20 protein-coding genes, 1 tRNA gene and 1 pseudogene are annotated in these 24113 nt (G+C 58.3%); 6 read left to right on the top strand and 16 right to left on the bottom strand.

Features of this window, described 5'->3' with window-relative positions; genetic code table 11:
- The 8 genes and pseudogenes from M5C56_RS10280 to M5C56_RS10245 form a co-directional block, all read right to left on the bottom strand.
- Positions 1-111, bottom strand: a pseudogene (locus tag M5C56_RS10280) (cell filamentation protein Fic); the annotation flags it as partial.
- Positions 108-275, bottom strand: a complete 168-nt coding sequence (locus M5C56_RS10275; protein WP_090234743.1) for a YhfG family protein — start codon at positions 273-275, stop codon at positions 108-110. The gene M5C56_RS10275 and the pseudogene M5C56_RS10280, both read right to left, overlap by 4 nt.
- Positions 276-776: 501 nt before the next feature.
- Entirely contained in the window at positions 777-5351 is a 4575-nt protein-coding gene (locus M5C56_RS10270) for an ATP-binding protein (protein WP_103498250.1), read from the bottom strand.
- Between the two features lie 498 nt (positions 5352-5849).
- The gene (locus M5C56_RS10265) at positions 5850-6155 is read right to left on the bottom strand and encodes a hypothetical protein (RefSeq protein WP_047544167.1); all 306 of its coding nucleotides are present in this window, start codon (positions 6153-6155) and stop codon (positions 5850-5852) included.
- Positions 6152-7135 carry an integrase domain-containing protein gene (locus M5C56_RS10260; RefSeq protein ID WP_103498249.1) on the bottom strand — a complete coding sequence of 328 codons (984 nt, stop codon included), beginning with the start codon at positions 7133-7135 and terminating at the stop codon, positions 6152-6154. The genes M5C56_RS10265 and M5C56_RS10260 overlap by 4 nt, the downstream gene beginning before the upstream one ends.
- A gap of 910 nt (positions 7136-8045) precedes the next feature.
- Positions 8046-9368: an integrase arm-type DNA-binding domain-containing protein gene (locus tag M5C56_RS10255; protein WP_103498248.1), complete on the bottom strand. Its 1323-nt coding sequence runs from the start codon at positions 9366-9368 to the stop codon at positions 8046-8048.
- 172 nt (positions 9369-9540) lie between these two features.
- Positions 9541-9616, bottom strand: a tRNA-Thr gene (locus M5C56_RS10250).
- 56 nt (positions 9617-9672) lie between these two features.
- Positions 9673-11139, bottom strand: a complete 1467-nt coding sequence (locus M5C56_RS10245; protein WP_103498247.1) for a PLP-dependent aminotransferase family protein — start codon at positions 11137-11139, stop codon at positions 9673-9675.
- A gap of 166 nt (positions 11140-11305) precedes the next feature.
- Between M5C56_RS10245 and M5C56_RS10240 the strand changes: the two genes are divergently transcribed.
- Genes M5C56_RS10240 through M5C56_RS10230 form a run of 3 tightly spaced genes read left to right on the top strand, consistent with a single transcriptional unit; the run spans position 11306 to position 12877 of the window.
- Positions 11306-11779 (top strand): carboxymuconolactone decarboxylase family protein, encoded by a 474-nt coding sequence (locus M5C56_RS10240; protein ID WP_103498251.1) that lies wholly within the window; start codon positions 11306-11308, stop codon positions 11777-11779.
- A complete protein-coding gene (locus tag M5C56_RS10235) occupies positions 11772-12224 on the top strand; it encodes a GNAT family N-acetyltransferase (RefSeq protein ID WP_103498246.1) in 453 nt (150 codons plus the stop codon). Before M5C56_RS10240 ends, M5C56_RS10235 begins: the two co-directional genes overlap by 8 nt.
- Positions 12221-12877 carry an NAD(P)H-dependent oxidoreductase gene (locus M5C56_RS10230; RefSeq protein WP_103498245.1) on the top strand — a complete coding sequence of 219 codons (657 nt, stop codon included), beginning with the start codon at positions 12221-12223 and terminating at the stop codon, positions 12875-12877. The genes M5C56_RS10235 and M5C56_RS10230 overlap by 4 nt, the downstream gene beginning before the upstream one ends.
- A 302-nt stretch (positions 12878-13179) precedes the next feature.
- Here M5C56_RS10230 and M5C56_RS10225 read toward each other — a convergent pair whose 3' ends face one another.
- Both M5C56_RS10225 and M5C56_RS10220 read right to left on the bottom strand, forming a co-directional pair.
- On the bottom strand, positions 13180-14391 hold the full coding sequence (locus tag M5C56_RS10225; protein ID WP_103498244.1) for a methyltransferase: 1212 nt from the start codon (positions 14389-14391) through the stop codon (positions 13180-13182).
- Positions 14392-14538: 147 nt separating this feature from the next.
- Positions 14539-15393 carry an SDR family oxidoreductase gene (locus M5C56_RS10220; RefSeq protein ID WP_103498243.1) on the bottom strand — a complete coding sequence of 285 codons (855 nt, stop codon included), beginning with the start codon at positions 15391-15393 and terminating at the stop codon, positions 14539-14541.
- 86 nt (positions 15394-15479) lie between these two features.
- On the opposite strand from M5C56_RS10220, the gene M5C56_RS10215 reads away from it, so the two are divergent.
- The gene (locus tag M5C56_RS10215) at positions 15480-15893 is read left to right on the top strand and encodes a helix-turn-helix domain-containing protein (protein ID WP_247263115.1); all 414 of its coding nucleotides are present in this window, start codon (positions 15480-15482) and stop codon (positions 15891-15893) included.
- Between the two features lie 72 nt (positions 15894-15965).
- On the opposite strand, the gene M5C56_RS10210 is transcribed toward M5C56_RS10215, so the two are convergent.
- From M5C56_RS10210 to M5C56_RS10195, 4 genes are all read right to left on the bottom strand, one after another.
- Positions 15966-16655, bottom strand: a complete 690-nt coding sequence (locus M5C56_RS10210) for an ABC transporter permease (protein ID WP_103498929.1) — start codon at positions 16653-16655, stop codon at positions 15966-15968.
- A complete protein-coding gene (locus tag M5C56_RS10205) occupies positions 16655-17347 on the bottom strand; it encodes an ABC transporter permease subunit (RefSeq protein ID WP_103498928.1) in 693 nt (230 codons plus the stop codon). The genes M5C56_RS10210 and M5C56_RS10205 overlap by 1 nt, the downstream gene beginning before the upstream one ends.
- Before the next feature lie 66 nt (positions 17348-17413).
- Positions 17414-18169 (bottom strand): ABC transporter substrate-binding protein, encoded by a 756-nt coding sequence (locus M5C56_RS10200; RefSeq protein WP_103498927.1) that lies wholly within the window; start codon positions 18167-18169, stop codon positions 17414-17416.
- Between the two features lie 13 nt (positions 18170-18182).
- Positions 18183-18956 (bottom strand): ABC transporter ATP-binding protein, encoded by a 774-nt coding sequence (locus tag M5C56_RS10195; RefSeq protein WP_103498926.1) that lies wholly within the window; start codon positions 18954-18956, stop codon positions 18183-18185.
- A 527-nt stretch (positions 18957-19483) separates the two neighbouring features.
- On the opposite strand from M5C56_RS10195, the gene gabP reads away from it, so the two are divergent.
- On the top strand, positions 19484-20875 hold the full coding sequence (gabP, locus tag M5C56_RS10190; protein ID WP_103498925.1) for a GABA permease: 1392 nt from the start codon (positions 19484-19486) through the stop codon (positions 20873-20875).
- A gap of 257 nt (positions 20876-21132) precedes the next feature.
- On the opposite strand, the gene M5C56_RS10185 is transcribed toward gabP, so the two are convergent.
- Together M5C56_RS10185 and M5C56_RS10180 are read right to left on the bottom strand one after the other, a co-directional pair.
- On the bottom strand, positions 21133-21540 hold the full coding sequence (locus tag M5C56_RS10185) for a hypothetical protein (RefSeq protein ID WP_103498930.1): 408 nt from the start codon (positions 21538-21540) through the stop codon (positions 21133-21135).
- A 36-nt stretch (positions 21541-21576) separates the two neighbouring features.
- Positions 21577-22530, bottom strand: a complete 954-nt coding sequence (locus M5C56_RS10180; RefSeq protein WP_103498924.1) for an alpha/beta fold hydrolase — start codon at positions 22528-22530, stop codon at positions 21577-21579.
- A 157-nt stretch (positions 22531-22687) separates the two neighbouring features.
- Here M5C56_RS10180 and M5C56_RS10175 point away from each other — a divergent pair, with 157 nt between their 5' ends.
- Positions 22688-24109, top strand: a complete 1422-nt coding sequence (locus tag M5C56_RS10175; RefSeq protein ID WP_152737806.1) for a PLP-dependent aminotransferase family protein — start codon at positions 22688-22690, stop codon at positions 24107-24109.
- The last annotated feature ends 4 nt before the right edge of the window (positions 24110-24113 follow it).

Raw genomic sequence — 24113 nt, 5'->3', positions numbered from 1 at the left:
TTCGGCCTCGTTGAGGTCGTCCTCTTCATGCAAATCAAGTAGATTTTTGAGGATGCCTGTTCCCGGGTAACAGTAGGGGTCCTGATCGACCCCGTATTTGTCGTTACTCAAGCTTTGATTTGCCGAACGGCCATGAGCGCAGCTTCGCGAGTGGGAAGCTTGTGATCGTCATTCGGGGAGGTCGTAAACCCCTCGAGGCGCAAGCTGGCCGCGAAGTTGGATTTACGGTGTTTGGCGAAGTAGGCTTTTTTGGCTTGAAAACTCAGCTTTTCCACGTCTGCTCTCCACGGATGGGTGCCCGAGAGTATAGCTTATTCAACTACCTGTTTGGCTCCGCATCAGCGGCACTCGTCGCCTTGGGAGGCGTGCCCCCCGAAAGCCAAGCTGGCAGGACATTTCGTCAGGCAAAAAAAAGCCTCGCATCGCTGCGAGGCTTTTTAATATGGTGCGGCACCAGGAGTCGAACCAATCAATAACTTATTGATGACGGTCGTTATTATCTTTGAGACTGCGTTTTTCTACCTCTAAAACTACCTCAAGACGTGCGCTCGCTTGTTGATAGCTATAAAAACAGGCACATCAGGATGCAGATGGCTACTTGGCACCCAAATCGTTGGCGTGCCGCAGGCCGTTCTCCGGAGGGTTACAGCCGTATCGCTGTGATCGCTGCTTTTATCACCCTTTGGAGTCGTTGGATTGTTGTGGTTGGTGCTGCGCATGAATCCCATGAGTTTTATGGCGATGCCTTCGTAAAGCACCTGTTTCGCTATTTATGGTCATGGACGCTCCGCGGCTTTAAGCCAGTCATTCATGCCGTCGACACCCAGAGTCAGCAGCGAATCCTGCGTCGCTACCACTCGCTGCAGCATGGCACCACCGTCTGACTCCTCCTGTTCTTCAGCCTGCGCGAAAAGGCGGGTTAGCAGTTGTGTGAGGTTGTTCTCATGGTCGTATAGATAGGGTTTTGTCTGTCGAACAAAATCAAGGTAAATCTCGGTCGCTTCTAATGCATACATTGGATCGCGAAGTGACATAGCGTTCAGCCATGCATCGAAGCCATAGATGTCGTTTCGTGCAGAATCAGCTTCTGTTCCTAGCAAGAACAAGCAGCGCCGAATTAGCTCAATGGGTACAGCAACCAGCGGCGTTGTCTCCTGGAAGAGGTTGCGGAATTTGCGGGCAACGGCAAGAGCATAATGATTCTCTGCATCCAAGCCGGCCTCAAGACCGGCAAGACACTGTTCCCGGTGCTGCTGAATGTTGTCGCTGTGAGTCCAAACGCTCGCCGCACCACACCACGCTTCGACGGTTTCCCCTGCGTTGATTTCTACGAGAAGGGAAGAAAACTCCAATCGTTTCGAAAGAGCTGCCAGTGCGGATATACGCCCCCAAGTCTCAAAATCCTTGTTGCTGCCTTCGCGATAAAGACGTGCTAGCCACAAAGCGACAATTTCGAATTTTTGGTAGTAAGCGTAATACAGGCTAGATTCGGCTATTGGCCAAAGTCCGGGGGATTTCTCCTGCATGGTAAGGCCAAACAGCTCCCAGCCAAGTTCAGGGTGATGGCTTTGTAAATAGGGCATACGCCGCAGCAATAGGGCGCGAATAGCGGGGTGCGGGTCTGCGGCAAATAGGCGCAGCGCATTCGGTAGCAATTGGGGCCACGGTACGCCGTTCTTTTCAAGTTGATTGGCCACGATCATCAAGGCTTCCGCTGCGTTCCCTTTGGCCATATTGATGCCAGCTGTGACCAAATCAACGGAATCCCCTGAGATGGAGCTCTCCTCCTGTAGTGTCGAAAAATCCGCAGCCAAAGACACTAGCCGCGTAGCGTCCTGTGGTAGTTCAACTACGTGCGCACAGCTCTCTATTGCTTTAGATGCGACGCGGTTGTGGTGCCAATGACTCGGATGCGCTTCCAGCTCATTCAGGATTTGCTGCACCAACGCTGCCGCATTGGGCTCATCTTTGGGTGACCAAGTGCCATTTACCTGCAAGTTGCCGTAGCGGTGAGCCAGGTAGGTCGCAATGCCCTCCATGAGGTCGTCTCGAAAGCGGTCCGAGATCCGCTCCCAGTTGGCTGATAAAAGACTCATAAAGCGGGTGGGGTGGCGCGAAGCCGCCTCACGTAATTGTGAGCCAACCTCTCTCTCTCCCCCCATCAGAAAGTCATCAAAAGGGCTACTGGCATGCGCTTTGTAGTGATTCAGCAGGCCCAGCACGGAGTCATCGCTTGCACCAAGAAACACCTCGAAAGAAAACGGTGCGCTAACCATTCCTCCACGCATGTGAATGTCCGGCTGGCGAATCAGAGGCCATATTTCTTTTTCGCACTCATCCAATACAGCCTGTGCGTCGGCTGAACGCAGATGGCAGGGGATGGTAAGAATTAGTTGCGCTTGATCTCGTAGCGCCCATGCATGGTGCTTCGGGTCAGTTGCAGTTTCCAGGCGAAGGGTTAAAACGGTCGAATGTATTGCGTCTTGCGTAGCCGCATCAAGGTGCAGAAAAGTGGTCTGTATAAGCGTGCCGAGTTCATACGACAAAGCGGATTCGAGCAGCTTTTTGTTGCAAAGCATGCGGCCAATCACATCCAGGTTAGCGGTTGGTGCTGCCATGCACGCGAGGATGGCGAAATAGCGCAATGCGCCTTCTGTGCTGAAGCACAGACGTTCGCTGTTGCTTTTCCACCAATTCGATTGCGTGTTTGCGTGATGCACGATGGCGGTTTCAACGGCATCCAGCAGTATGCGTTCACTATCAAGGTGCCGGTGGTCGGTCTGGGTGTGTGCGTCGTTGTATGACGTTTGGTGTAGGAAGCCGCTCCAAAAATTTTTCGGAGCCTCGCCATAGCGTGAGTTCTTGATTTGGCTCCATCGCTCAATCGATGCTATAGCCAGGTCAAGCAATGCCGTGGACTTTCGCATTCGATCTGCGAGAAAACTTTTATTGCTTGTCCCAAACTCATGCGGTTGACAGTGCAGCTTTTTGTCAAAGCTATAGGCAAGCACATCTTCGTCGGTGACTTCGCCAGCGACATAACGCCACAGAACCGTATCATCCATACCGCCATCTTTTACGCAGCGCGCGAGTGCATGCCCGAGAAAGCTGTGTTCTTGCCTCGGTAACTTAAGCAATTCGACAAGCAAAGGCACAAGCATCGCCGAATGGTCTGCATGGACTTGCGTGATCGCATGTGCAATAGAATTTGTCAGCTGGGTATTATCCACCCCATCCAGTGCCAGTACCTCGGTCCAAAATGCGAACACCCCTACGGCATCGTCATTTTTCCATTGAGATACTCGGTGCACATGCATCGTTAACCCGTCAACATCGCGGGTATCTTTCAAAAACGGGACTAGATGCTTCATCCAGAAGTGATGCCATTCCACCCGAGCCGCCTGGGTGTAGATCACCTGAAAGACATCACGATGCTGGTTGCGCAGGTCGCGTATTAGAAGCCAGTCGTCATCGTGTGGGGGTTGTTCTGTAAAGGTTTCCGCCACAAGACGGCGAATATGGAAGGCATTGTTGCCTGTCAAAACAGTACGCAGCTGTTTTCGGAATTCGCGTCGATCTCCGGTTGTCAGCTGCGTGACAAAGCTGCGAATGCTGGGGCGCACAAAAGGCACGGGCGGTAAACGTTGTATGAATGCGTTCAAAGTAACAGCTTGGCGTACCGCGCCGCTGATCACCAATACGTCGAGCAGCGTCTGGTGCCCGAATGTCAGTTGCCCATCCTGCGTCTCATGCAGCACCTTATTACTGAGAAGTGCACGTTGAATATCTTGTGAGGCGGTGAATCGCTGACGTGGCACCGCAAGACTGCGCAACTTTAGCATTTCAGCCGCGATGGCTTCGATGGCTTGCATGGCGGCATCGCCCAGTGCGCTATTGGCCTGCACGATCGTGGCAAGGTAGCGCTGTGCCAGCGCTTGGCTGGTCACTACATTGAAGCTACCTCCTTGCTGCGCTAATTCAACAAACAAGGCCAATTCACGTGGATTACAAATCAATTCGCGCGTGGTCGTATCGGTGGCCGATGCGTCAATGCTGAGTTTTACGAGCAGCGGCGCTATCTCGGTATCCCATTCCAATGGCTGGCAGGTGATTTTTTTACCCCAACTGCGCTGGGCAATACGCCGATCGTAATGACAGTCAAAGTCGCGACAGGCAGTGACAACGGTAATGTTGGGAACCAGCAGCAGACGATCAATTTGGGCAAGGAAGTACGTAAGTACGCTGTGTTCACGGGCAATGGAAAGTACATCTAACGAGTCGATCATTACGACCACGTGCGCATCTTCCGCCATGCGTGCCGCTCCTTCTACCCAATGTTCAGGCAGGCCTAGGGCTTGACGGTCTTGCGCAGTGACGATGTCGGCGAACTCGCGCGATTGAATGAACAGCGGCAGTAGGTCAGTGCGGGTTTGGGCGAGTTGTTCCAGTGCTTCTTGCACTGCCAGCATTACGCAGGTCTTGCCAGATCCCGGCAAACCGGTGAGCAAGATAGAGCCATGTTTGGCTTCAATGGCTTCGATGAGTTCGTTGACGGATGGATTCGAAACGCTTTCACTGCCAATATCTCTGCGCCATGACCGGCCAATGGCAGAAGTGCTTTTGAATGAAGTACGAACCTTTACCATGTCCATGGGAGGGGTCAGCAGCGAGCCTGCGTTGTCCAGCAAGACTTTCAGGTTGTCCTTTGTCAGTCGATGTTGCGTAGCACTACTTTCGCCGTGGCCGCTAACGCGCATTCCGAGGTAGTCAAGGCGTGTCCATAGGGTGTTGTAAGCCGCTGAACCGTTGCTTACCAACCGCCACAAACGCTCGCGCAGAAATGCCTCCATGCGATCCAGTTCTGGACTGATTTCAAACGTCGTGCGTTGTAGGAACTGGTAGGTTGAAAGATTTGACGCCTGTTCGACAAGCAGACTTCCTAGTTCGGTATCTGACTCTTGGAGCGCCTTGCCCAGATTGGTTTGGTAGGTTGCTTCATCGGCATAGTTGGTGCTGTATTCCCGCAGTCTTGAGAGATCACCAAACGCGCTGCGCGAATAGAAGCGAATTTCCGCTGTCGGATCGCTGGTCAACAAGCTGATTGCCTTGCGCAATTCGTCGGCGAGGTCGGCAGTAGACCAGGCCTTATGCAGCGTCTGGTTTTTTTTGCATTGGCAGTAAATTTTGGTGCCATCTACTTTGCCGATCACCACATCGTCCACTGACCCGCTTACTGAATCTACTTCAAGCCACTGGTAACCAGGCTCCGAAAGAACGCTTAAAGCCCAGTCAAAGGCAACCAGCGTTTGGTAACCATCGCCTCGATTGGACTGAATACCTGCTTTGCTCATTTGCTTGTCCTGTTTGACTACGACTGCCCCCTGAACTATTCAGCAGCCAGGCTGTGCCGCACCTTATTTTTCCCAGCACGATTAGCCAACGCGCCACGCGATATCCGAATACGTCCACAACGCTCTAGAGTTGGGGGGTGACCTTTTGTCGTGCGTAGCACCGGCTGATGAATTATCGCGTCCGATGCCACATATCGTTGTAGTTCATTGGTTGCCAAAAGCGGTCTGGGGAAATGAGCCGTTATCTGGCGCATAGATTGACCGTTAACATGGATGTTGTCACCGGGCATTCCGCAGGGCTGCCGAGCTTTATCCACGGAAGGCCAAGCATGAGAACTCCCCGCCTTTCTAGGGCAGGTGGCTGGCTAGCAACAGCGGATGCCGTTACCGACCATCCTCACCGGGGAGCAAAGTGGACCATGCCGGCTTTCCACCCCTGGCCGATCTAGGCCTGTCGCCCTTTTTGCGTGCAATGATCAAATCGGGTGAAAACGTTGGTCAGCGTCTCTCCCGAGGTCCCCTATAGATGCTGACCTTGAAATGCCATGGCTTACCTAAGCGAATAGTGAGCAAATGCACGGTCAGCAGATAGTAATAGCGCGTGGATTCAGTGCGCTGGTTCAGGTGCTGATTTAGAAACCAATCGATATGTTTTCGCTGCCAGGTCCATGGATTGTCTAGGTGCCAGCGATAATGTATCGCCGCTTGAATGGCCTTCGCCTGACGAAGGTGACGCATGCGGGTGGAGTGCGATCCGGTCAGAACGCCCACCAAGAACAGCTCCATATCGAATGGCTTACTCATGCTCGACCACCGATGTAAGCCGATACCACGTCGATACGGCCGTGCCCAAGTTCATAGCTGAGTTGGTCTCGGGCCTGCCGATCAAGGGGCCGGTCAAACTGGTCGCACCGCCCATCATTATTGATGGGCGCGGGATAGAGGGTGATTTGCTCATAGCGTTCGCACGCATAGGCTGCGCGCAGTTCGTGGAAGCCTTTGAGGTTGTGCGTATGGAGGACGTCTCGGGCGGGGCGTACGACGCGTTGCTGGAAATCGAGGTAGCTCTCGTTCGGTACCAGTAGGTTGTGGCTGCCATGCGGTAAGACCTGCTCGGCATATCTGAGTGTTTCGCGTACATGGTCATCCACCACGATCCAGCGAGCTGCTGTTGCTCCGCTGCGCCCACCTTTTGTGCCGTCCTGGATGTTGATCCTCCCGAGTTGCTCGGCTTCCCGTTGCAGTCGAGGAAGGTCGGCCAAAATCGCCTCACGCAAACGCATGCCGGTGGCTCGCGCTAACTGAACGATGGCGGCAGCGCGCGGCTGCTGATGTTCGCAAAGCTCGTCAACGATCCGCTTAACGTATTCGCGGTCTTGGCCTTGCGGCACTGAGCGACGAACACTCGCCCGCTGCATTCCCAATGCCTTGCTTGGGCTCGGTACTTTCACGGACTGATCACCGCGAAGCGCGGCCATGGTTCGATTCACGCTGGACAATCGATTTTGCGCGGTCGCGATGCCGATAGCTCCTTGTTCGACTTGCCGCCGCAGATACCTGGCGTAGTCCAGCAAGGTCTGCCGAACAATTTTTCGCGCATCGTTGAACCCTGGCCCATCCTCCGAACGACACCATCGAACAAACGCCTGCCAGCGATCACTGTGCGCTTTAACGGTCCCATAGTGCCCGCCGCCGAACATGTCCTTCAGCGCTTGCGGCCCGGCATAGCTCAGTTGACGACCATAGCCAAAATTCCGCCCGTCCCGTCTACCTATCAGTGCCATGATCAAACTCCTCTCGAAGCCAAACCTTTGAGACTTTCCCCACGTCACCCCGCCAAGGATGTTGAGTGTTATCAGGGATCAAGGCCCCTGCGACCTGTGAGGGTTGTCCACTAACGCGGGACTGGCGGCTCTTTACGACCGGGAGCTTGGGCATCTCATGATCTGACCTCCTGAGCACTTCCGAAGAAGTGGGCGGGTGGAGGCTGCACTGGCTGACGAGACCGGCGCCGCGAGATCCTGAGTCGGGTGAAGGCAGTGATGCGATGACCGGGGCATGCCTGGCTGTCAGTCAGGTGCAGTCCATTCCTTGGGCTGCGGCACCATCATCTGCATCGCTGTTGCGGGTGACTTCGGTGTTTGTCACGCCGATTGTCACGAGGGGGAATGCCGCAAAGCCTTGTACGAGCTGGGCTGCAGCAGCGGTAGGAGCGCCCGTCTCTTTCCGGGAGAAAGAGACGGGCGCAGGTTGGCGCAAGGAAATGGCCAAGCGGATAGGTTGCTGCAGGGCAGCTATGAAAGGGATGAGTTGCCGCCGTGGGCACGTTGCTAAAAGTAGGCATCCATCACATTGCTGTGACCGTGCGAGCCGCCGGACGCTAATCGCACTTTGGGAGAACCACCACGGTGTGGCGTAGCCTCAAAGGTTCTGGCTACCTAGGGTTGCTGTCAACGACAGCGCTTTGCCCGATCTTTTCTACGCCTGTGGATAATTCGGGTCAAGGCTCGAATTTTCGAGAGTTCTGCGGCTGTGGATGAAATTATCCACCGGTGGAAATCCGTGGTTTTCCACAGCCAGTTGCGTGGGCTTTAGATTTTTTAAGTGAGGTCCATCCAAACAGGGCGGCTTTGCAGCCCTGTTTGGATGGACCCGCGTGGACAAGCGGATCACTGAGATATAAAGACCGAGCGGTTACTCAGTTGCGCCACGTTTTGCTTTTAAGCGAGTGACGTTCGGTCCGGTCTGGTTCGCGAATTCGTGGGGTGTTACATGCTCCTGTCGATTCGTCTCAAGGTACCGACTCCACCAGTTCATGATCAATCTGCGCTCCTCAATGAATTCAGCCTTGTGAATGTAAGCCGCGCGGACGTTGTTGCGCTCTTTGTGGCTCATCTGCCGTTCAATGGCGGTCTCCGACCACAATCCTGACTCGATCAGTGCGCTGCAGGCCATCGAGCGGAAGCCATGGCCACAGATTTCGGTTTTTGTGTCGTAACCCATATTTCGAAGCGCGCTGTTCACCGTGTTTTCAGACATCGGTTTCGACGGTTTGGCATCGCCTGCAAATACCAGGGCGAATTCGCCGGTGAGGGTGCGGATCTGTTCCAGCAGGGTTACGGCTTGCGGCGATAAGGGTACAAGGTGGATGTCTCCGGCCATCTTCGTACCTCTTGTTGAAAAGGGTACTCCGTCCAGCGCGGGTCGAGTATCAGGTATCTCCCAGGTGCCGCGCTTGAGGTCGAACTCATTCCAGCGGGCGAAGCGCAGTTCGCTGGAGCGGACAAACACATGTAGCGAGAGCATGACTGTTAGCCGAGTCAGCGTTCGTCCTTTGTAGGTGTCGATGCGCTCCTGCAATTCAGGCAGGCGCGATAAGGGTAAAGCTGGGCGGTGAACTACCCTCGGTGCTTTGATCAAACCTTCAAGGTCGGAGGCAGGGTTTGCCGCGATCTGTCGAGCACGTTTCGCCTCGCGCATGATGCTTTGCAGGTAGTTTTGTACCCTTAACGCGACGTCAATCGTGCCACGCTTCTGGATTGCTTCCAGAGGTTGCATCAAGTCGTGAGTGTCTAGGTCGACAATAGCGCGATCACCGATTAGAGGAAAAACATGGGTTTTGAGGCGGCTCAGGACCGTCTTGGCATGGCCCGGAGCCCATTTGGCAGACATCGCTTTGTGCCAGTCCAAGGCTGCGTCCTCAAAGGTTCGGCCTCGGATGGTGGCTTGCGTCTTGGCTTGATGTTTGGACTCGATGGGGTCGATGCCTTCCACCAGCATCCGCTTGACCTCCAGCCGCTTCTTGCGCGCATCGGCGAGGCCGACCACGGGGTAGTTGCCAAACGAGGTCAGTCCTTCACGACCATCAGGTTTTACATACCTGAAACGCCAGCCTTTGCGGCCATTGGGCTGGACTAAAAGGTAGAGGCCGTCGCCGTCGAAAAGCTTGTAGGCGCGTTCGGTGGGCTTGGCTGAACGGCAAGCCGAATCAGAGAGCGGGGCAGTGGTGCGCGACATAAGGGTACTCCTCCCTTTATCGAATGACCTTACCCCTATCTTTATCCTTAAAACGGCTGGTATCCATAAGATTTTGGCGGAATCCGACGGAACGCCAAAACGAAAAAACCCGCCAGAAGGCGGGTTTTTCGGGGGTTCCAGAGATTTTGAAAGCCTTCTCTGGAACCTTGTATGGTGCCGGCACCAGGAGTCGAACCCGGGACCTACTGATTACAAGTCAGTTGCTCTACCAACTGAGCTATACCGGCGTGTTAGGGCGACGATTATAGCGATTGGCGAGGTTCTGTAAACCCCTGATATCTGACTATTTTTGCGAAGGTGGCGTTCTTGTGATCCGCCCATGCCGGCAACCCTGGGCTTTGTCCTGATCCGCCGACCGCGCCGCCTCGATCGCCATCAGCAACCGGTCCGCTATTTCAGCCGCCTGCTCGGCCGACGCGACGTTGGTAAAGGTCATCAACAACCCGCCTTCCTGCCCGGCCACCACCTGCCAGCGCGACAATGGCTCAATCGATAATCCCGCCGCCCGCGCCTGCTTGGCTATGCGGACATCCGGCACATCAATCAACACCCGCACCAGTAGATTAATGCCCCCAGCCTGCGGGTCGACCTTCAATATCCCGCTGCCCACCTCTTCCAACGCCTTGACCAGCAATGCCCGACGCATGCTGTACAACTGGCGCATCTTCTTCAGGTGCCGGGTGAAGTGACCCTGACTCAGAAAGTCGCTGACCGTCGCCTGCAACAGTTCCGGGCAGCGATTGCGCCACAGCCGGGCGACCTGTTCAAAACGCCCGACCTGTTCCCTCGGAACCACCAGATACGCCAGCCGCAACCCTGGAAACAGCATCTTGCTGAAGGTCCCTGCGTACAACACGCGATCATGCACATCCTGGCTCTTCAGCGCGGGAAGCGGGCGGCCTCGATAGCGAAACTCGCTGTCATAGTCGTCTTCCAGTACCCAGCTCGACTGCACCTGCGCCCAATCCAGCAGCGCCTTGCGCCGCTCCGGACTCAACGCCACGCCCAACGGGCTCTGATGGGCCGGGGTGACCACTGCCAGTCGCGCCGTCGGATTCAGGCGGATACCGTGCTCCACCCGCAGACCGTCGGCATCCACCGGCACCGGCACCAGCTGCACGCCGCGATTGAGCAGTATCTGCCGCGCATGCACATAACCAGGTTCCTCAAACCAGCAACCCTGGCCCGCCATCTCCAGGCTTTCGCAAACCAGTTCGAGCACGGCGTTGTAACCGGTGCAGATAAACACCTGGTCCGGCGTGCACTGCACGCCTCGATACAACCCCAGATACGTGGCAACGGCCGAGCGCAGCGGCGCGTAGCCCCGCGGATCGCTGAAGCCCAAACCAGCGATATCGGTTTGCCGGGCACGCTGGGTGATCAGTCGGCTCCAGAGTTTTCGCGGGAAGGCATCCAGTGCTGGAAGTCCCATTTGCAGGAGCAGCGGCTGATCCTGTTCCGTCGGCGCGGCACTTTCCGCTGATGGGCTCGGAGCCACCTTCACCGGCAGATCGAGGGCAATGACCGTCCCGGCCTGACCACGCGCCGTCAGGTAACCCTCGCTGATCAGCAGCTCATAAGCCGCCTCGACGGTGCCCCGCGCCAGATTGAGTTCTGCCGCCAGGCCGCGCACCGAAGGCACGCGATCACCGGGCCGCAATTGACCTTCATCGATAGCGCTACGAATGCGTCGATAGACCACCAGGTATTTGGGCAACCCCGGTTCAGTGGCGGCTTTGGCAATGGGCATGGGGTTTCCGTGGTCATGCAGAACGGACGCAGTTTAACCCCATGGCTGGCCCGATTCAGTAGCGCTCATGTCCCAAACGGCTTGCGCGATCTTGGCCCTGTCGGCCGGTTTCAACGCACCGCAGACTGCAACCCATGATTTCACCCACCTCAAACGGGAGCCAACCATGACTCAACGTCTCAATTACCTCGACGCCGCACCCCTGGGCTACAAAGCGCTGTTTGGCGTTAAAAGCTATCTGCAAAGCTGCGGGATTGAACCGCACCTGATTGACCTGGTGTACCTGCGGGTTTCGCAGATCAATGGCTGCGCCTTCTGCATCAGCCAGCATTCCCGGGACCTGATCAAGCTGGGCGTGAGCCTCGACAAGGTATTGCTGGTGCCGGTCTGGCGCGAAGGCGGTGCGTTGTTCGACCGCCGTGAGTGCGCCGCCCTGGCCTGGGCCGAAAGCGTGACCCGGGTGCACGCAACCGACGTGCCGGACGAAGACTTCCAGGCCGTTTCCGCTGTGTTCGGCGAAAAGGAAGTGGCCGACCTGACCCTGGCAATCGCCCTGATGAACGCCCTTAACCGCGTCGGTGTCAGTTTTCGCTTGGTGCCGGCCAGCGTGCGCCAGCATGGGGAAACGTCCCATGGGTAATGATCTCGAATACGCGCTGGTCGAAAGCAAAGCCCAGTGCCGCGAATGTTTTGCGGTGATGCAGGAGCTGCGGCCGCATCTGACCGATGCGGATTCCTTTGTTGAGCAGGTTTTCCGTCAGGGCGAGAAGGGCTTTCGCCTGTTGGCGCTGCGCGAGCACGGGCAGGTGATCGGCCTGGCCGGCTTTCGGGTGACGGAGAACACCCTGTATGGGCGCTTCGTCTATGTCGATGATCTGGTGGTGACGGCTTCGCAACAGCGTCGCGAGCTGGGCGCCGGGCTGTTGGAGGAGGTGCGCCGTCACACGCGGGCCTTGGGTTATCGCTATCTGGTGCTCGACACGGGGATGCATATGCCGTTGGCGCAACGTTTCTATTTTCGTCAGGGGTTGTTGGCTAAAGGTATGCACTTTTCCCAGGATCTCAGTACGGGGAGAGCGGTATGAGCCGCGCCCTGTTGTTGAATTTCAGCTCCCATGGCAAGGCGGCTCGGGTTTATCGTTTGGCCGCTGACGTGCTGGGCGACTGGCCGGGCATCAGCACGCTCATGGATCGCCAACTGGGCGGTGAACCGCTGCCCGCCTTGACCAGCGACTACGCGACGGCCGTGACTTCGGTGGCTGGCATGGACAACGTGGCCATCCATGCGTCCGAGCGGCAGATCGTCGAGCTCGAGACCAGCGATCTGCTGGTGCTGTGCACGCCGCTCCACAACTTCACGCTGCCCGCCGCCATGAAGCTGTGGATTGATCATGTGGTACGTATTCAACGCAGTTTCGGGGTGAACGGCGCGGGGGAGAAGTTTGGTCTGCTCAAGGATCGGCCGACTTTTGTGCTGGTCAGTTCAGGGGGCTTGATTCAGGGCGAACAGGCTCGTCAGCCGGACTTTCTCACGCCTTATTTAAAGGCGATCCTCAATTCCATCGGCATTCATCAGCTGACGTTTATCTATCTGGAGGGCACTGTCCGTGGTGGTGAGGCGGTTGAGCAAGCTGTGTTGGCCGCTCGGGAGGCATTGCTGAGGGGGCTTCAGGCTAATACGAGAACCTGTTGGAGCCCGCTTGCCGGCGATGAGGCCAGTGAGTCTTGCATCGCCTGAGCGGACGCTATCGCCGGCAAGCCAGCTCCTACAGGGGGTTGTGGCGTTTTCAGAATGTGGAAAAAAGCGCGTTATATCTGTTGACTAAAACGCTTATGCACAAGTGACTGGTGGTTGGCGCGCTGAGAATGCAATTTTGTGGACGCGTTCTCATCACGCTGCAACTATCTGTTTTTCCGGTGCTTTATTTTGTGAACAAAAAATGATCAGTCAGCTTTTTGCTCTGTAGGCGGCGTTTTCAGGGCGTCTTCGGGAAAAGCATCAACAGACTTATCCACAGGCTGCGTCGTGCGCCAGGGCGGTCAATGGCGCTCTGCCAGTAGCATAAGATTGCGCGGCGTCAACGGGCTTTCGCAAAATAAGCCCAGGCGTACCGCATAGCCTTGCTCTTCGAGGAACAGCGCGCGGTCCAGCACCAGCCAGAGTTCCAGCGGGCGGCGGAACAGTCCGCGTAGCAGTTCCAGGTTGCGCACTTGCGCCAGTCGTTGCCAGCCTGCCGTTTCCAATTCCGCCCAATTCTGCTCGCCGACTGTGGATAACTCTTTGAGCGCGGCTAGGTCGTGGCAGTAATCGGCGAAGGGTTTATCGAGCCAGGCGCTGGGTAGCGAGGGGGTGGGCAAGTAGTCGCCGGTTTGTCGCAGACGGCGTTGCAGCAGGTCGAAGGCCAGGCGTCGGGCCATGGAGGTGTCGCGCTGGCGGCGGACCCGGGCACCGGCGGTGACGGTTTCGCTCAGGGGCAGGGCGAGGTCGTCCAGGGATAGATGCAGGGGCGAGGCTTGGGCGGCAGTGGACAGAGGTTGGTAGTTCGCGGTGCTGATGCGGTTGTAGCAGCAAGGGGCGATCGCCAGTTGGCGGCAGCCGGCGTGGCTGGCGAGTTGCATCAGGCGGACGTGGAGGTCGCCGCAGGCGTGGAGGGCGACCGGGGTGTGCTCGGCGTTCAGGCGGGCGGCGGCATCAGGCGCTAGGACGTCTTGTTGCAGGTGTTGGGCCGGTAGGTGGTGGTGCTGGCTGAGTTGCTGGCCGCTGGCGATCAGGGCCGGGTCGTATTCCAGGCAGGTCAGGTGTTGGCCGGGTTGTAGTAGACGGCGGCCCAGGTGGCCTTTGCCGGAGCACCAATCGAGCCAGTGGGTGGGCGATTGGGCGAAGTCCAGGCGGCTGGCGAAGGCTTCGATTTGTTGCCATTTGCGCCCGGGGACGTCGACGTTCAGGCGGTGATTGGCAGGGGGCAGGGCGCTGTCGGGGAGTGTTCCGACAGTAGCCAGTGCCTGGGATTCGGCAGCTAACGCGGGAAACGGCGCGGGGGCGGCGAGGTGTTCCGGGTGGTTGTGGCTGGCTTCGGCATCGTCGAGGCTGCGTTGGCGTAGCCAGGTGGCGAGTTCCGGGTGTTGGGTTTCCCACGGCAGATGCAGGTGGGTGAACGGGCGCGGGCGCCACAGGTGCTGGTGCGCCGAGAGGAATGCGTCCAGGGCCGTGAAGCGGGTTTGCAGGGTGGGGCCTTGGAGGATGGCGGGCATGCTGCGGGTTCCGGGGTGGCATCTTTGCGGGTAAGCGCCAATGTAAAGCAATCACGCGATATGTAGGAGCCGGCTTGTTGGCGAAACCAGGCTCCTCGATAACTGGGTATCGACGGCGCCGCTCAATGCGGCGGCCTAAAACGACGGTTAGTGCTTAAGCACCGTGCTAACCGATTCAGCGATCGGAGTGGTTGGACGCCCCAGCAGGCGACTCAGTTGGCGGGAGTCATCAAACAGGTCGCCTTTAGCTGCCGCGGCATCAGAATCGGCAAGCAAGGCGGCCAACCCTTCCGGCAGGCCCATGCCAATGAGCGCTGACTTGTATTGCTCCTGGGGAAGATCGTTGTAGACAACGGCTTTACCCGATTGTTTGGCGACTTCCGTGGCCAGTTCCGATAACGAGTAGCTCTCGTCACCTGCCAACTCGTAAACCTTGCCTGCTTGTCCTTCACGGGTCAGCACTATGGCTGCCGCCTTGGCATAATCTGCTCGAGAAGCGGATGAGATTCGACCCTCTTGGGCACTTCCCAGAATGGCTCCATGCTCGACTGCCGGCGCCAGACCCGCTGTGTAATTCTCGCTGTACCAACCATTGCGCAGCAATACGTAACCCAGTCCGGACTCTGCCAGCGCTTGCTCGGTGTCCCGATGCTCGACCGCCAAGCCCAGCGTCGACCGGTCTGCGTGTAGCAGGCTGGTGTACGCCAACAGATGCACACCTGCTGATTTAGCCGCCTGAATGACCGCACGATGCTGTGCGCTGCGTTGTCCGACTTCGCTGGACGAAATAAGCAGCAGCCGATCTACACCGACCAGAGCGCTATTGAGCGATTCGGGTTGGCCATATTCTGCCTGACGAACATTGATGCCTTTGGCGCCGAGATCTTGCGCCTTGAGCGGGTCGCGTACCAATGCGACCAATTCGTCCGGGGAGACGCTTTTAAGCAACTCGTCAATAACAAGGCGGCCCAACTGGCCTGTAGCGCCCGTGACAGCAATCATGAGAAGTACCTTGATTCCAATGGGAGGAACGGTCATCTTACGATTCGGACTAACCAATAGTAAGTACGTACAAAAAGGTAAGTTTCATGAGCTACCCCGAAAACCCTCCTCACACCTTTTCCGCAAAAGTACGTCGCGGCGAACTCCTGCAAGCCGATTGTCCATCACGAGAGGTCCTGAAACATATGACCAGCCGGTGGGGCGTGCTGGTGCTGGTGGTTCTGTTGGGGGGGACTCATCGTTTCAGTGAACTGCGCCGAAAAATCGGTGGAGTAAGCGAGAAAATGCTTTCACAGACACTTCAGGGACTGGAGGGGGATGGGCTGGTCCATCGGCTCTCTCGTCCGGTAGTGCCACCCTATGTGGAATACAGGTTAACGCCCCTGGGAAAAGCCGCCGCCGCCAAGGTGGAAGCAATGGTCGATTGGATCGAAGACAGCCTGCCCGAGATCATGCAGTTCAGGAGAGAAAGCATGATCGCGGACAAAGAGCTGACCTGAGGATCATTCTCGCTACTCAATCGGCCGCATGGTGAGGCGTGGTAGCGGTTCGATCATCAACAGCAAACACCCTCACCGCCCCTGGCAGGCATCCACCCGCATCCAGCGCTCCACCTGCTTGAACGCCTGCACCAGCAGGAACGAGATCACCAGGTAGAACACCCCCGCGGTGAAGAACATATCCACCGTCAGGTAGTTGCGCGCAATGATGGTCCGGGTCATGCCGGTCAGTTCCAGCAGCGTCACGGTGCTCGCCAGCGAGCTGGCCTTGAGCATCAGGATCACTTCGTTGCTATAAGCCGGCAAGCCGATCCGCGCCGCGCGCGGCAGGATGATGTAGACCATCGCCTTGGCCCGCGACATCCCCAGCGCCCGTGCCGCTTCGATCTCCCCCGGCGGAATGGCCTGGATCGCACCGCGCAGGATCTCAGCGATATACGCGGTGGTGTGCAGCGTCATGGTCGCCGTCGCACACCAGAACGGGTTGCGCAGGTAAGGCCACATAAAGCTCTCGCGAATCGCGTCGAACTGCGCCAGGCCGTAATACACCAGGAACAGTTGCACCAGCAGCGGCGTCCCGCGGAAAAAGAAGATGTAGGCGTAGGGCAGGGATCGCACATACCAGAGCTTCGACGCCCGGGCGATACCCAGCGGCACCGCCAGGATCAACCCCAGCACCACGGCGATGCCCACCAGTTCCAGGGTCAGTACCGCGCCCTGGAAGAACTTCGGCAGCCATTTGAAGATGACTTCCCATTCCATTATGTGGTCCTCACAAAACCGCGAGCGGCACGTTTTTCCAGGAAATGCATGCCGGTCATGGCCAGGACGGTCAGCCCCAGGTACATAAAGGCCGCCACCAGGTAGAAGGTGAACGGTAACTTGCTGAACAGCACCGCGTTCTGCGCCTGGCGCATGATTTCTTCCAGGCTGATCACCGACACCAGCGCGGTGTCCTTCATCAGGATCATGAACAGGTTACCCAGGCCCGGCAGGGCGATGCGCCACATCTGCGGCATGATCAGCCGGGTGAAGATCCGCACCCTGGACATGCCCAGTGCGACCCCCGCTTCCCGATGCCCCTTGGGGATCGCCAAAATTGCGCCACGAAACACTTCCGTGGCGTAGGCACCAAAGCACAGGCCCAGGGCGATCACCCCGGCGGCGAACGGGTTCAAGGCCAGTTCGGGATTACCGAACACCTCGCCCAATGCGCTCATCAACGTGACGGTGCCGTAGTACATCAGCAGCACCCAGAGCAGTTCCGGTATGCCGCGAACCAGGGTCGAATAGGCGCCCCCCAGCCATTGCAGCGGTTTGTACGGTGAAGTCTTGGCCAAGGCGCCGAGCAGCCCGAGGACCAGTCCCAGGCACAGGGCACAGAGCGCAAGCTTGACGGTCATCAGCGCGCCGGCGGCGAGCGCCGGGCCGAATCCATAGAGGTCGATATTCATGGGCAGAGGCAGGCTTTACCAGGGACAGCCGACACCTTGCGTTGAGGTGCCGGCCATCGGGGCAGGTCAGAGGATGCTGAACGGGAAGTACTTGTCGTTGATCTTCTTGTAAGTACCGTCGGCGATGATTTCTTTCAGCGCGGCGTTCAGCTTCTCACGCAGTTCGTCGTCCTTCTTGCGCACGGCGATGCCGATCTTGTCGCTCTCTTCGACCGGGTTGCCCTTGAACTCGTAAGGCTTGCCGGCTTCGCTCTTCAGCCATTCATAGTTGACGTATTTGTCCGCCAGGATGGCATCCAGGCGCCCGGCCTGCAGGTCGAGGTAGGCGTTTTCCTGGGTGTCGTAGAGCTTGATGGTGACGTCGTCGCCCAGGTGGTCATCCAGCCAGCTGCCGGCCAGGGTCGCGCGCTGGGCACCGATGATCTTGCCCTTGAGCGAATCCTTGTCGGTCTTGAAATCGGCGTCTTTCTTGGCCGCGATAAATTGCAGCTTGTTGGAGTAGTAGGGGTCGGTGAAGTCGACCGCCTGCTTGCGTTCTTCGGTGATCGACATCGAGGAGATCAGGAAGTCGAACTTCTTGGTCTGCAGGGCCGGAATGATCCCGTCCCAGTCGGAGGTCACGACCGTGCACTCGACCTTCATCTTGGCGCACAGGGCGTCGCCGATGTCCTTGTCGAAGCCCACGACCTGGCCGCTGGCATCCTTGTTGTTGAACGGCGGGTAGGCGGCTTCGATACCCATTTTCAGGGTTTCGGCAAAGGCACTGGCGCTGAAGGCCATGGAGACGGCAGCGGCCAGGAGGAATTTTTTGTAGGTCTGCATACGTGTTGCTCCGTTAGCGGTTGCTGGACATGAATTGTTTGCAGCGCGCCGACAGCGGGTTGTCGAAAACCTGCTGCGGGGTTCCTTGTTCTTCCACCAGGCCCTGGTGCAGGAACACCACTTCACTGGACACCTGGCGGGCAAAGCCCATTTCGTGGGTGACCAGCAGCATGGTGCGGCCTTCTTCGGCCAGGGCACGGATTACAGCGAGGACTTCCTGGACCATTTCCGGGTCGAGGGCCGAGGTCGGCTCGTCGAACAGGATGACCTTGGGCTGCATCGCCAGGGTGCGGGCGATGGCCGCGCGCTGTTGCTGGCCGCCGGACAGTTGCGAGGGGTAGGCGTGGCGCTTGTCTGCGATGCCGACCTTGGCCAGCAGCGCTTCGGCCACGTCGATGGCCTCGGCCTTGCTCTGGCCGAGCACCCGGCGCGGGGCCTCGATGATGTTGTCGAGGATGCTCATGTGCGGCCAGAGGTTGAAGTTCTGGAACACAAAGCCGATTTCGCTGCGCAGGCGGTTGATCTGCTTGCCGTCGGCGGCCACCAGCTCACCGTTTTTCGCGGCCTTGAGCTTGAGTTCCTCGCCATTGACCAGGATCTGGCCCTGGTGCGGGTTCTCCAGCAGGTTGATGCAACGCAGGAAGGTCGACTTGCCGGAACCGGAGGAACCCAGGATCGAGATCACATCACCGTCGCGGGCGGTCAGCGAGATACCTTTGAGTACCTCCAGCTCACCGTAGCGTTTGTGCAAGTTGCGGATTTCAAGCGCGGGCGTGGCCTCAGCCATGTGCGGTCCTCATTGTGTTCTGTCGTGCTCCTGCTATTGGCGGCCTTCCTGGCGAGCGCCAAGCTAGCATAGGGAAAAGCCGGTGCAGGACGGATGGGTGACAGGTTGTCGCATCGGCACAGCAGTCTGTCGCCACGGCAACAACCAAAGAGCCTTTGATCCGTCTTCCTGACTCGGCAGTCGCTTAAAAAAGGGCGCGATGGTGCCAGCTTTGGCCAAGGGTGGGAAGGGTAAACCCGCTGAGTGGGCATAGGCTCGCCCTGAAATGGGGCGTTACGCTATTTTTTGAGTGTTTCTGGTGCGACCGGCAGGTCTAGATTTGGGTGCCTCGGTAACGTCTTGGCAAATAGCCATTAATCTCAACAGGTTACGAATATCCTTCGGTCGGGCGTGCAGGCCACGGAAACCGGAGTCCTGTAACATTTTGGCGCAAATCTTGCGTAAAAAATAAAATACGCCCCCGTTGGATTCCTTCAACAAGGTCTTCCGATGTGTAGGGCGAGCTCTTCATTGCAAAGGTAGCCTCAATGAGCAGTACGCATAATTCCAATAACCTGGAGCAAGGGCTCAAGTCGCGGCATGTGACCATGCTGTCGATTGCCGGGGTGATCGGGGCCGGTCTGTTTGTCGGTTCCGGGCACGCGATCGCCGAAGCCGGTCCTGCCGTACTGATGGCTTACGCCGCGGCCGGGACCCTGGTGGTGCTGGTGATGCGCATGCTCGCCGAAATGGCCGTGGCCTCGCCGGATACCGGTTCCTTTTCGACCTACGCCGACCGTGCCATCGGGCACTGGGCCGGTTTCACCATCGGCTGGTTGTACTGGTGGTTCTGGGTGTTGGTGATCCCGCTGGAGGCCAACGCCGCCGCGACCATCCTCCATGCCTGGTTCCCCAATGTGGCGATCTGGGCCTTTACCCTGATCATTACCTTGTTGCTGACCGCGACCAACCTGTTCAGCGTGAAGAACTACGGTGAGTTCGAGTTCTGGTTCGCGCTGATCAAGGTGATTGCGATCATCGCGTTCATCGTGTTGGGCGTGCTGGCGATCTTTGGCTTGCTGCCGACCAGCCAGGTCAGTGGCGTGTCGCATCTGGTGGATACCGTGGGCTTTATGCCCAATGGCCTGGGCGCGGTATTGGCGGCCATGCTGACCACCATGTTCTCGTTCATGGGCACGGAAATCGTCACCATTGCCGCGGCTGAATCGAAAGACCCGGGCAAGCAGATCTCCAAGGCCACCAACTCGGTGATCTGGCGGATCGGCCTGTTCTACCTGGTGTCGATCTTTATCGTGGTTGCGCTGGTGCCGTGGAATGACCCGAGCCTGGCGGCGGTCGGTTCCTATCAGGTGGTGCTGGATCGCATGGGCATCCCGAATGCCAAGCTGATCGTTGACCTGGTGGTGCTGGTGGCGGTGACCAGTTGCCTGAACTCGGCGCTGTATACCGCGTCGCGGATGCTCTTTTCCCTCGGCAAGCGCGGTGATGCGCCGGCCGTGTCCAAGCGCACCAATGCCAGCGGCACGCCTTATTGGGCGGTGATGCTGTCGACGGCGGCGGCCTTCCTGGCGGTGTTCGCCAACTATGTCGCGCCGGCAGCGGTGTTCGAGTTCCTGTTGGCCAGTTCCGGCGCCATTGCGTTGCTGGTGTACCTGGTGATTGCGGTGTCGCAGCTGCGCATGCGTCGTCAGCGCATGGCCAAGGGCGAGAAGATCGACTTCAAGATGTGGCTGTTCCCGGGGCTGACCTGGGCGGTGATTGTGTTCATCGTGGCGGTATTGGCGGTGATGTTGTGCCAGGAAGCCCATCGCGTCGAGATTCTCGCCACGGGCTTGCTCAGTGTGCTGGTGGTGGCCGCCGGGCTGCTGGTGGCGCGCCGTCGTCGGCATGAGAAAGTCGGGCGGGTGGTGTTGAACTGATGGATTGATGGTGGTTTGTCTGCGGGGCTTTGGGTGATAGTGACGGCCTCTTCGCGGGCAAGCCCTGCTCCTACAGTTCTGTGTCGTGCGCAGGTTTGGCGCATGGTATGCGGTTCGGTGTCGTGCGCAGGTTTGGCGCATGGCGTGCGGTTCGGTGTCGTGCACAGGGGGTGTGTACGACGCGAACCTGTAGGAGCAGGGCTTGCCCGCGAAGGTCGTGAACGATTACGCGAAGAATCAGAGACGCCGCCGTATGGTTAGCCGGCGGCTTTCTGTAGCGCCTGCGAAGCCGCCACATAGTCGGCCTGGAAGGCCGGGCTTTCGATCCAGGCCAGGGCCGCTTCCTCGGTGGCCTCGGTGGACCACTGGCGGTATTCGATCAGTGCCGAAAGGATAAAGTCCGTCGCTTCTTCCTCACCTTCCTGCTCCAATACCAGCTCCAGTAGCGGGTCCTCCAGGAACACGCTGCACATGGCCAACTGGCCGCCGTGCTCGGCGTCACGCATTCTCTTGAACAGATCCGTCAGGTCGACGGAAGCGAAGTCGATCCGGTCGTCATCCACCGGCAGCGTCTCGACCGGTTCGCTGGCGCGGCGGGTGCGGTTCTGCTTGGCCTTGGCTTTCGCCCGTTGCGCGCGTTTGTCTTGCTTGTTCTGGGATGCCATGGACTCGGGTGCTTTCACAAAGAGGTAAGCAGGCAATTATCCTCCGTGAGCCGCCGCAATTCCAATCTTCCCCGGCGCTCCCGCCTGCAACTCCCCCTTCTCCAGCCAGTTCAACGCAATCGGCCAGAGCTTTTCCTGGTACTGGCTGCGGAAAAAAGCGAAATGCCCCACCTCTGATTCATCGATATCTTCCGGTGCAATGCGCAGGTGAGTCCGGCTGCTGGCGCTGAAATACGCCAGCAGCCGTTCGATGGCGGCGACGGTGCCGAACGGGTCGTCGGTCAGGCTGATCGCGAGGATCTGCGCCTTGACCCGGGCAAAGGGCAGCGCCGCCAGCTTGCGTCCGCTGGGGCGCTTTTCGTAGCGGGCGGTCGGCGTACTCCAGTCCCGCACCACCCCGGCCGGGGTATCTTCCAGCCAGCCGAGGCGCTTGCCGGGGAAGTAGCCGTAGAGGCCGGTCAGGAGCGGCATGACCAGGTGCCATTTGCCGAACATCTTCCAGCGGGTGGCGGGCGCATAGTCGCGCCAGTAGGCGAATTGCGCGCCGACGGTGACCACCCGGCGAATCAACTGGCCCGAGGCTGCCAGCCCGACCGCGCAGCCGCCGAAGCTGTGGGCGACCACATCGATGGGCTGGCCGGGATATTCGCGCGCCGCCCGTTGCAGCATGGCTTCGAAATCCAGCGCGCCCCAGTCGGTCCAGGAAGCCTTGAGCCCGCGCAGGGTCGCCGGCCGCGATTCGCCGATGCCGCGATAGTCGTAGGTGATGACATCCATGCCGTTGGCAAACAGGTAGTCGGCAAAGCGCGAGTAATGGCGGCAGCGCACCGAGGTCGCGGCATTGATGATCACCACGGGACGGACGAGAGCGCTGTCACCGTGACGCCAGGCGAATCCGCCCAATGCGAAGCCGTCGGCGGCCCGCTCAATAAAGGGCTCGGCGCACAAGGCGTCGGGCGAGAGACAGGGTTGGCAGTTGATCGAAGTCATTGAACGGCTTCCAGGCATGGAATGTGTCTGTTCTTGAACGCTATTGGTGCCCCAATACAGTGCTTGCAGCTGGGCAAATTGATGGCTGATACTGCGGCTTCTATCGGTGCACGAGGCGCTGGCCTGCTGGCTGCGGCTGTTTCAACAAGGGAATGCCATGTTCCAGATAGACCGTAACAGCAAGACGCTGTTGGTGGACCAGATCAGAAATGCGATCATTGCCCGTATTGAATCCTTCCAGTGGGTCCAGGGCGGGCGACTCCCGTCTGTGCGTGCGCTGGCCAAGCAATTGGGCGTCAGCATCTTCACGGTGAGCAGCGCCTACGAAGACCTGGTGGCGCAGCACATCATCGAGTCGCGTCCGGGGGCGGGCTATTTCATCCTGGCCTGCCATTCGGTCGGTCCGCTCAAGGACGTTGACACGCTGGTGCCACCTTCCAGTGAGCACTCGAGTTTTCTCTTTCGTGCACTGGATCCGACGCAATACGATATTCCCGTCAGCTCAGGCTACCTGCCACCGGCCTGGCTGGCCGACGCGGTCCCGGCTTCCGTGACCGGACGGCTGATTCGTAACACACTTTCCTGCAGCACTCCAGCGCCCGCGGCCGGCAGCCAGGACCTGCGGGCAGTGATTGCGCGCAAATTGCGCGAGGTCCATATCAACGCCTCCAGCAGCCAGATCGTGGTCACCATGGGCGCCACCCATGCGTTTTCCCTGCTGCGCAGTATTCTCCTGAAACCCGGGGATTACCTGCTGGTGGAAGACCCCAGCTACCTGCTGCTGCAACTCAAACTGATCAAGGATCGCGACTTCAAGATCATCACCGTGCCGCGCCTGGATGACGGGCCTGACCTGGCGGCGATGGAAGCGATGCTGATCAAATATCGGCCGAAGCTGTTCCTGACCCAGACCCTGGTGCACAACCCCACCGGCGGCAGTACGTCTCCGGAGAAAGGGTTCAAGCTGCTGTCGCTGGCTCGCCAGTATGATTTCCATATCATCGAGGACGATATTTTCGGTGTACTGTCGTCCCGACAGACGCTTCGGCTCGCCAGCCTGGATGGCTGCGAAAGGACTTTCTATATCAGTGGTTTCAGCAAGATGCTGAGCCCGGCGCTACGCCTGGGGTATGTGGCGGCGCCACCGGCTTTTGTCGAGCGGCTGGTCGAGCAGAAAATGTACAACCTGCTCTGCGGCTCGGCTATCGACGAAACCATCGTCACCTACACCCTGGAGTCCGGTCGCTATCAGCATCATCTGGATGCGCTGGGTCAGCGGGTCATGCAGGAGCGCTCAAGGGCGCGGGAGTGGTTGGGGGCTTGTGGGGTGGTGTTTGACGAGCACGGCGCCGATGGCCTGTTTCTCTGGGGGCGTCTGCCGGGGTATGTGAATATCTCGAACCTGGTCGAACAGGCCCATCACGCCGGCATCCTGCTGGCGCCAGGTTCCTTGTTCAGCAATACCGGCGATTATGATCAGTACATCCGCTTCAATGTCAGCCACTGCAATCATCCTGGATTCAAGCGTTTTCTCCAGGCGCATATCACGTCGGTGCTGTCCATCGAACACGGTGCCTGAGAAC

This window comes from Pseudomonas sp. MWU13-2862 (genome assembly GCF_023242495.1).
GTDB lineage: Bacteria > Pseudomonadota > Gammaproteobacteria > Pseudomonadales > Pseudomonadaceae > Aquipseudomonas > Aquipseudomonas gingeri_D.
Note: the sequence above shows the minus strand (reverse complement) of the source record. Positions and strands in the feature narration are given on the sequence as shown.

Excerpts from the sequence above, each read along its gene's own strand:
- M5C56_RS10245 (WP_103498247.1), bottom strand. The coding sequence starts at position 11,139 with ATGCCCATTGCCAAAGCCGCCACTGAACCGGGGTTGCCCAAATACCTG.
- M5C56_RS10215 (WP_247263115.1), top strand. The coding sequence starts at position 15,480 with ATGAGCTACCCCGAAAACCCTCCTCACACCTTTTCCGCAAAAGTACGT.
- M5C56_RS10175 (WP_152737806.1), top strand. The coding sequence starts at position 22,688 with ATGTTCCAGATAGACCGTAACAGCAAGACGCTGTTGGTGGACCAGATC.
- M5C56_RS10205 (WP_103498928.1), bottom strand. The coding sequence starts at position 17,347 with ATGAATATCGACCTCTATGGATTCGGCCCGGCGCTCGCCGCCGGCGCG.
- M5C56_RS10255 (WP_103498248.1), bottom strand. The coding sequence starts at position 9,368 with ATGTCGCGCACCACTGCCCCGCTCTCTGATTCGGCTTGCCGTTCAGCC.
- M5C56_RS10180 (WP_103498924.1), bottom strand. The coding sequence starts at position 22,530 with ATGACTTCGATCAACTGCCAACCCTGTCTCTCGCCCGACGCCTTGTGC.
- M5C56_RS10210 (WP_103498929.1), bottom strand. The coding sequence starts at position 16,655 with ATGGAATGGGAAGTCATCTTCAAATGGCTGCCGAAGTTCTTCCAGGGC.
- gabP (WP_103498925.1), top strand. The coding sequence starts at position 19,484 with ATGAGCAGTACGCATAATTCCAATAACCTGGAGCAAGGGCTCAAGTCG.
- M5C56_RS10195 (WP_103498926.1), bottom strand. The coding sequence starts at position 18,956 with ATGGCTGAGGCCACGCCCGCGCTTGAAATCCGCAACTTGCACAAACGC.
- M5C56_RS10220 (WP_103498243.1), bottom strand. The coding sequence starts at position 15,393 with ATGATTGCTGTCACGGGCGCTACAGGCCAGTTGGGCCGCCTTGTTATT.
- M5C56_RS10260 (WP_103498249.1), bottom strand. The coding sequence starts at position 7,135 with ATGGCACTGATAGGTAGACGGGACGGGCGGAATTTTGGCTATGGTCGT.
- M5C56_RS10265 (WP_047544167.1), bottom strand. The coding sequence starts at position 6,155 with ATGAGTAAGCCATTCGATATGGAGCTGTTCTTGGTGGGCGTTCTGACC.
- M5C56_RS10270 (WP_103498250.1), bottom strand. The coding sequence starts at position 5,351 with ATGAGCAAAGCAGGTATTCAGTCCAATCGAGGCGATGGTTACCAAACG.
- M5C56_RS10240 (WP_103498251.1), top strand. The coding sequence starts at position 11,306 with ATGACTCAACGTCTCAATTACCTCGACGCCGCACCCCTGGGCTACAAA.
- M5C56_RS10235 (WP_103498246.1), top strand. The coding sequence starts at position 11,772 with ATGGGTAATGATCTCGAATACGCGCTGGTCGAAAGCAAAGCCCAGTGC.
- M5C56_RS10230 (WP_103498245.1), top strand. The coding sequence starts at position 12,221 with ATGAGCCGCGCCCTGTTGTTGAATTTCAGCTCCCATGGCAAGGCGGCT.
- M5C56_RS10185 (WP_103498930.1), bottom strand. The coding sequence starts at position 21,540 with ATGGCATCCCAGAACAAGCAAGACAAACGCGCGCAACGGGCGAAAGCC.
- M5C56_RS10200 (WP_103498927.1), bottom strand. The coding sequence starts at position 18,169 with ATGCAGACCTACAAAAAATTCCTCCTGGCCGCTGCCGTCTCCATGGCC.
- M5C56_RS10225 (WP_103498244.1), bottom strand. The coding sequence starts at position 14,391 with ATGCCCGCCATCCTCCAAGGCCCCACCCTGCAAACCCGCTTCACGGCC.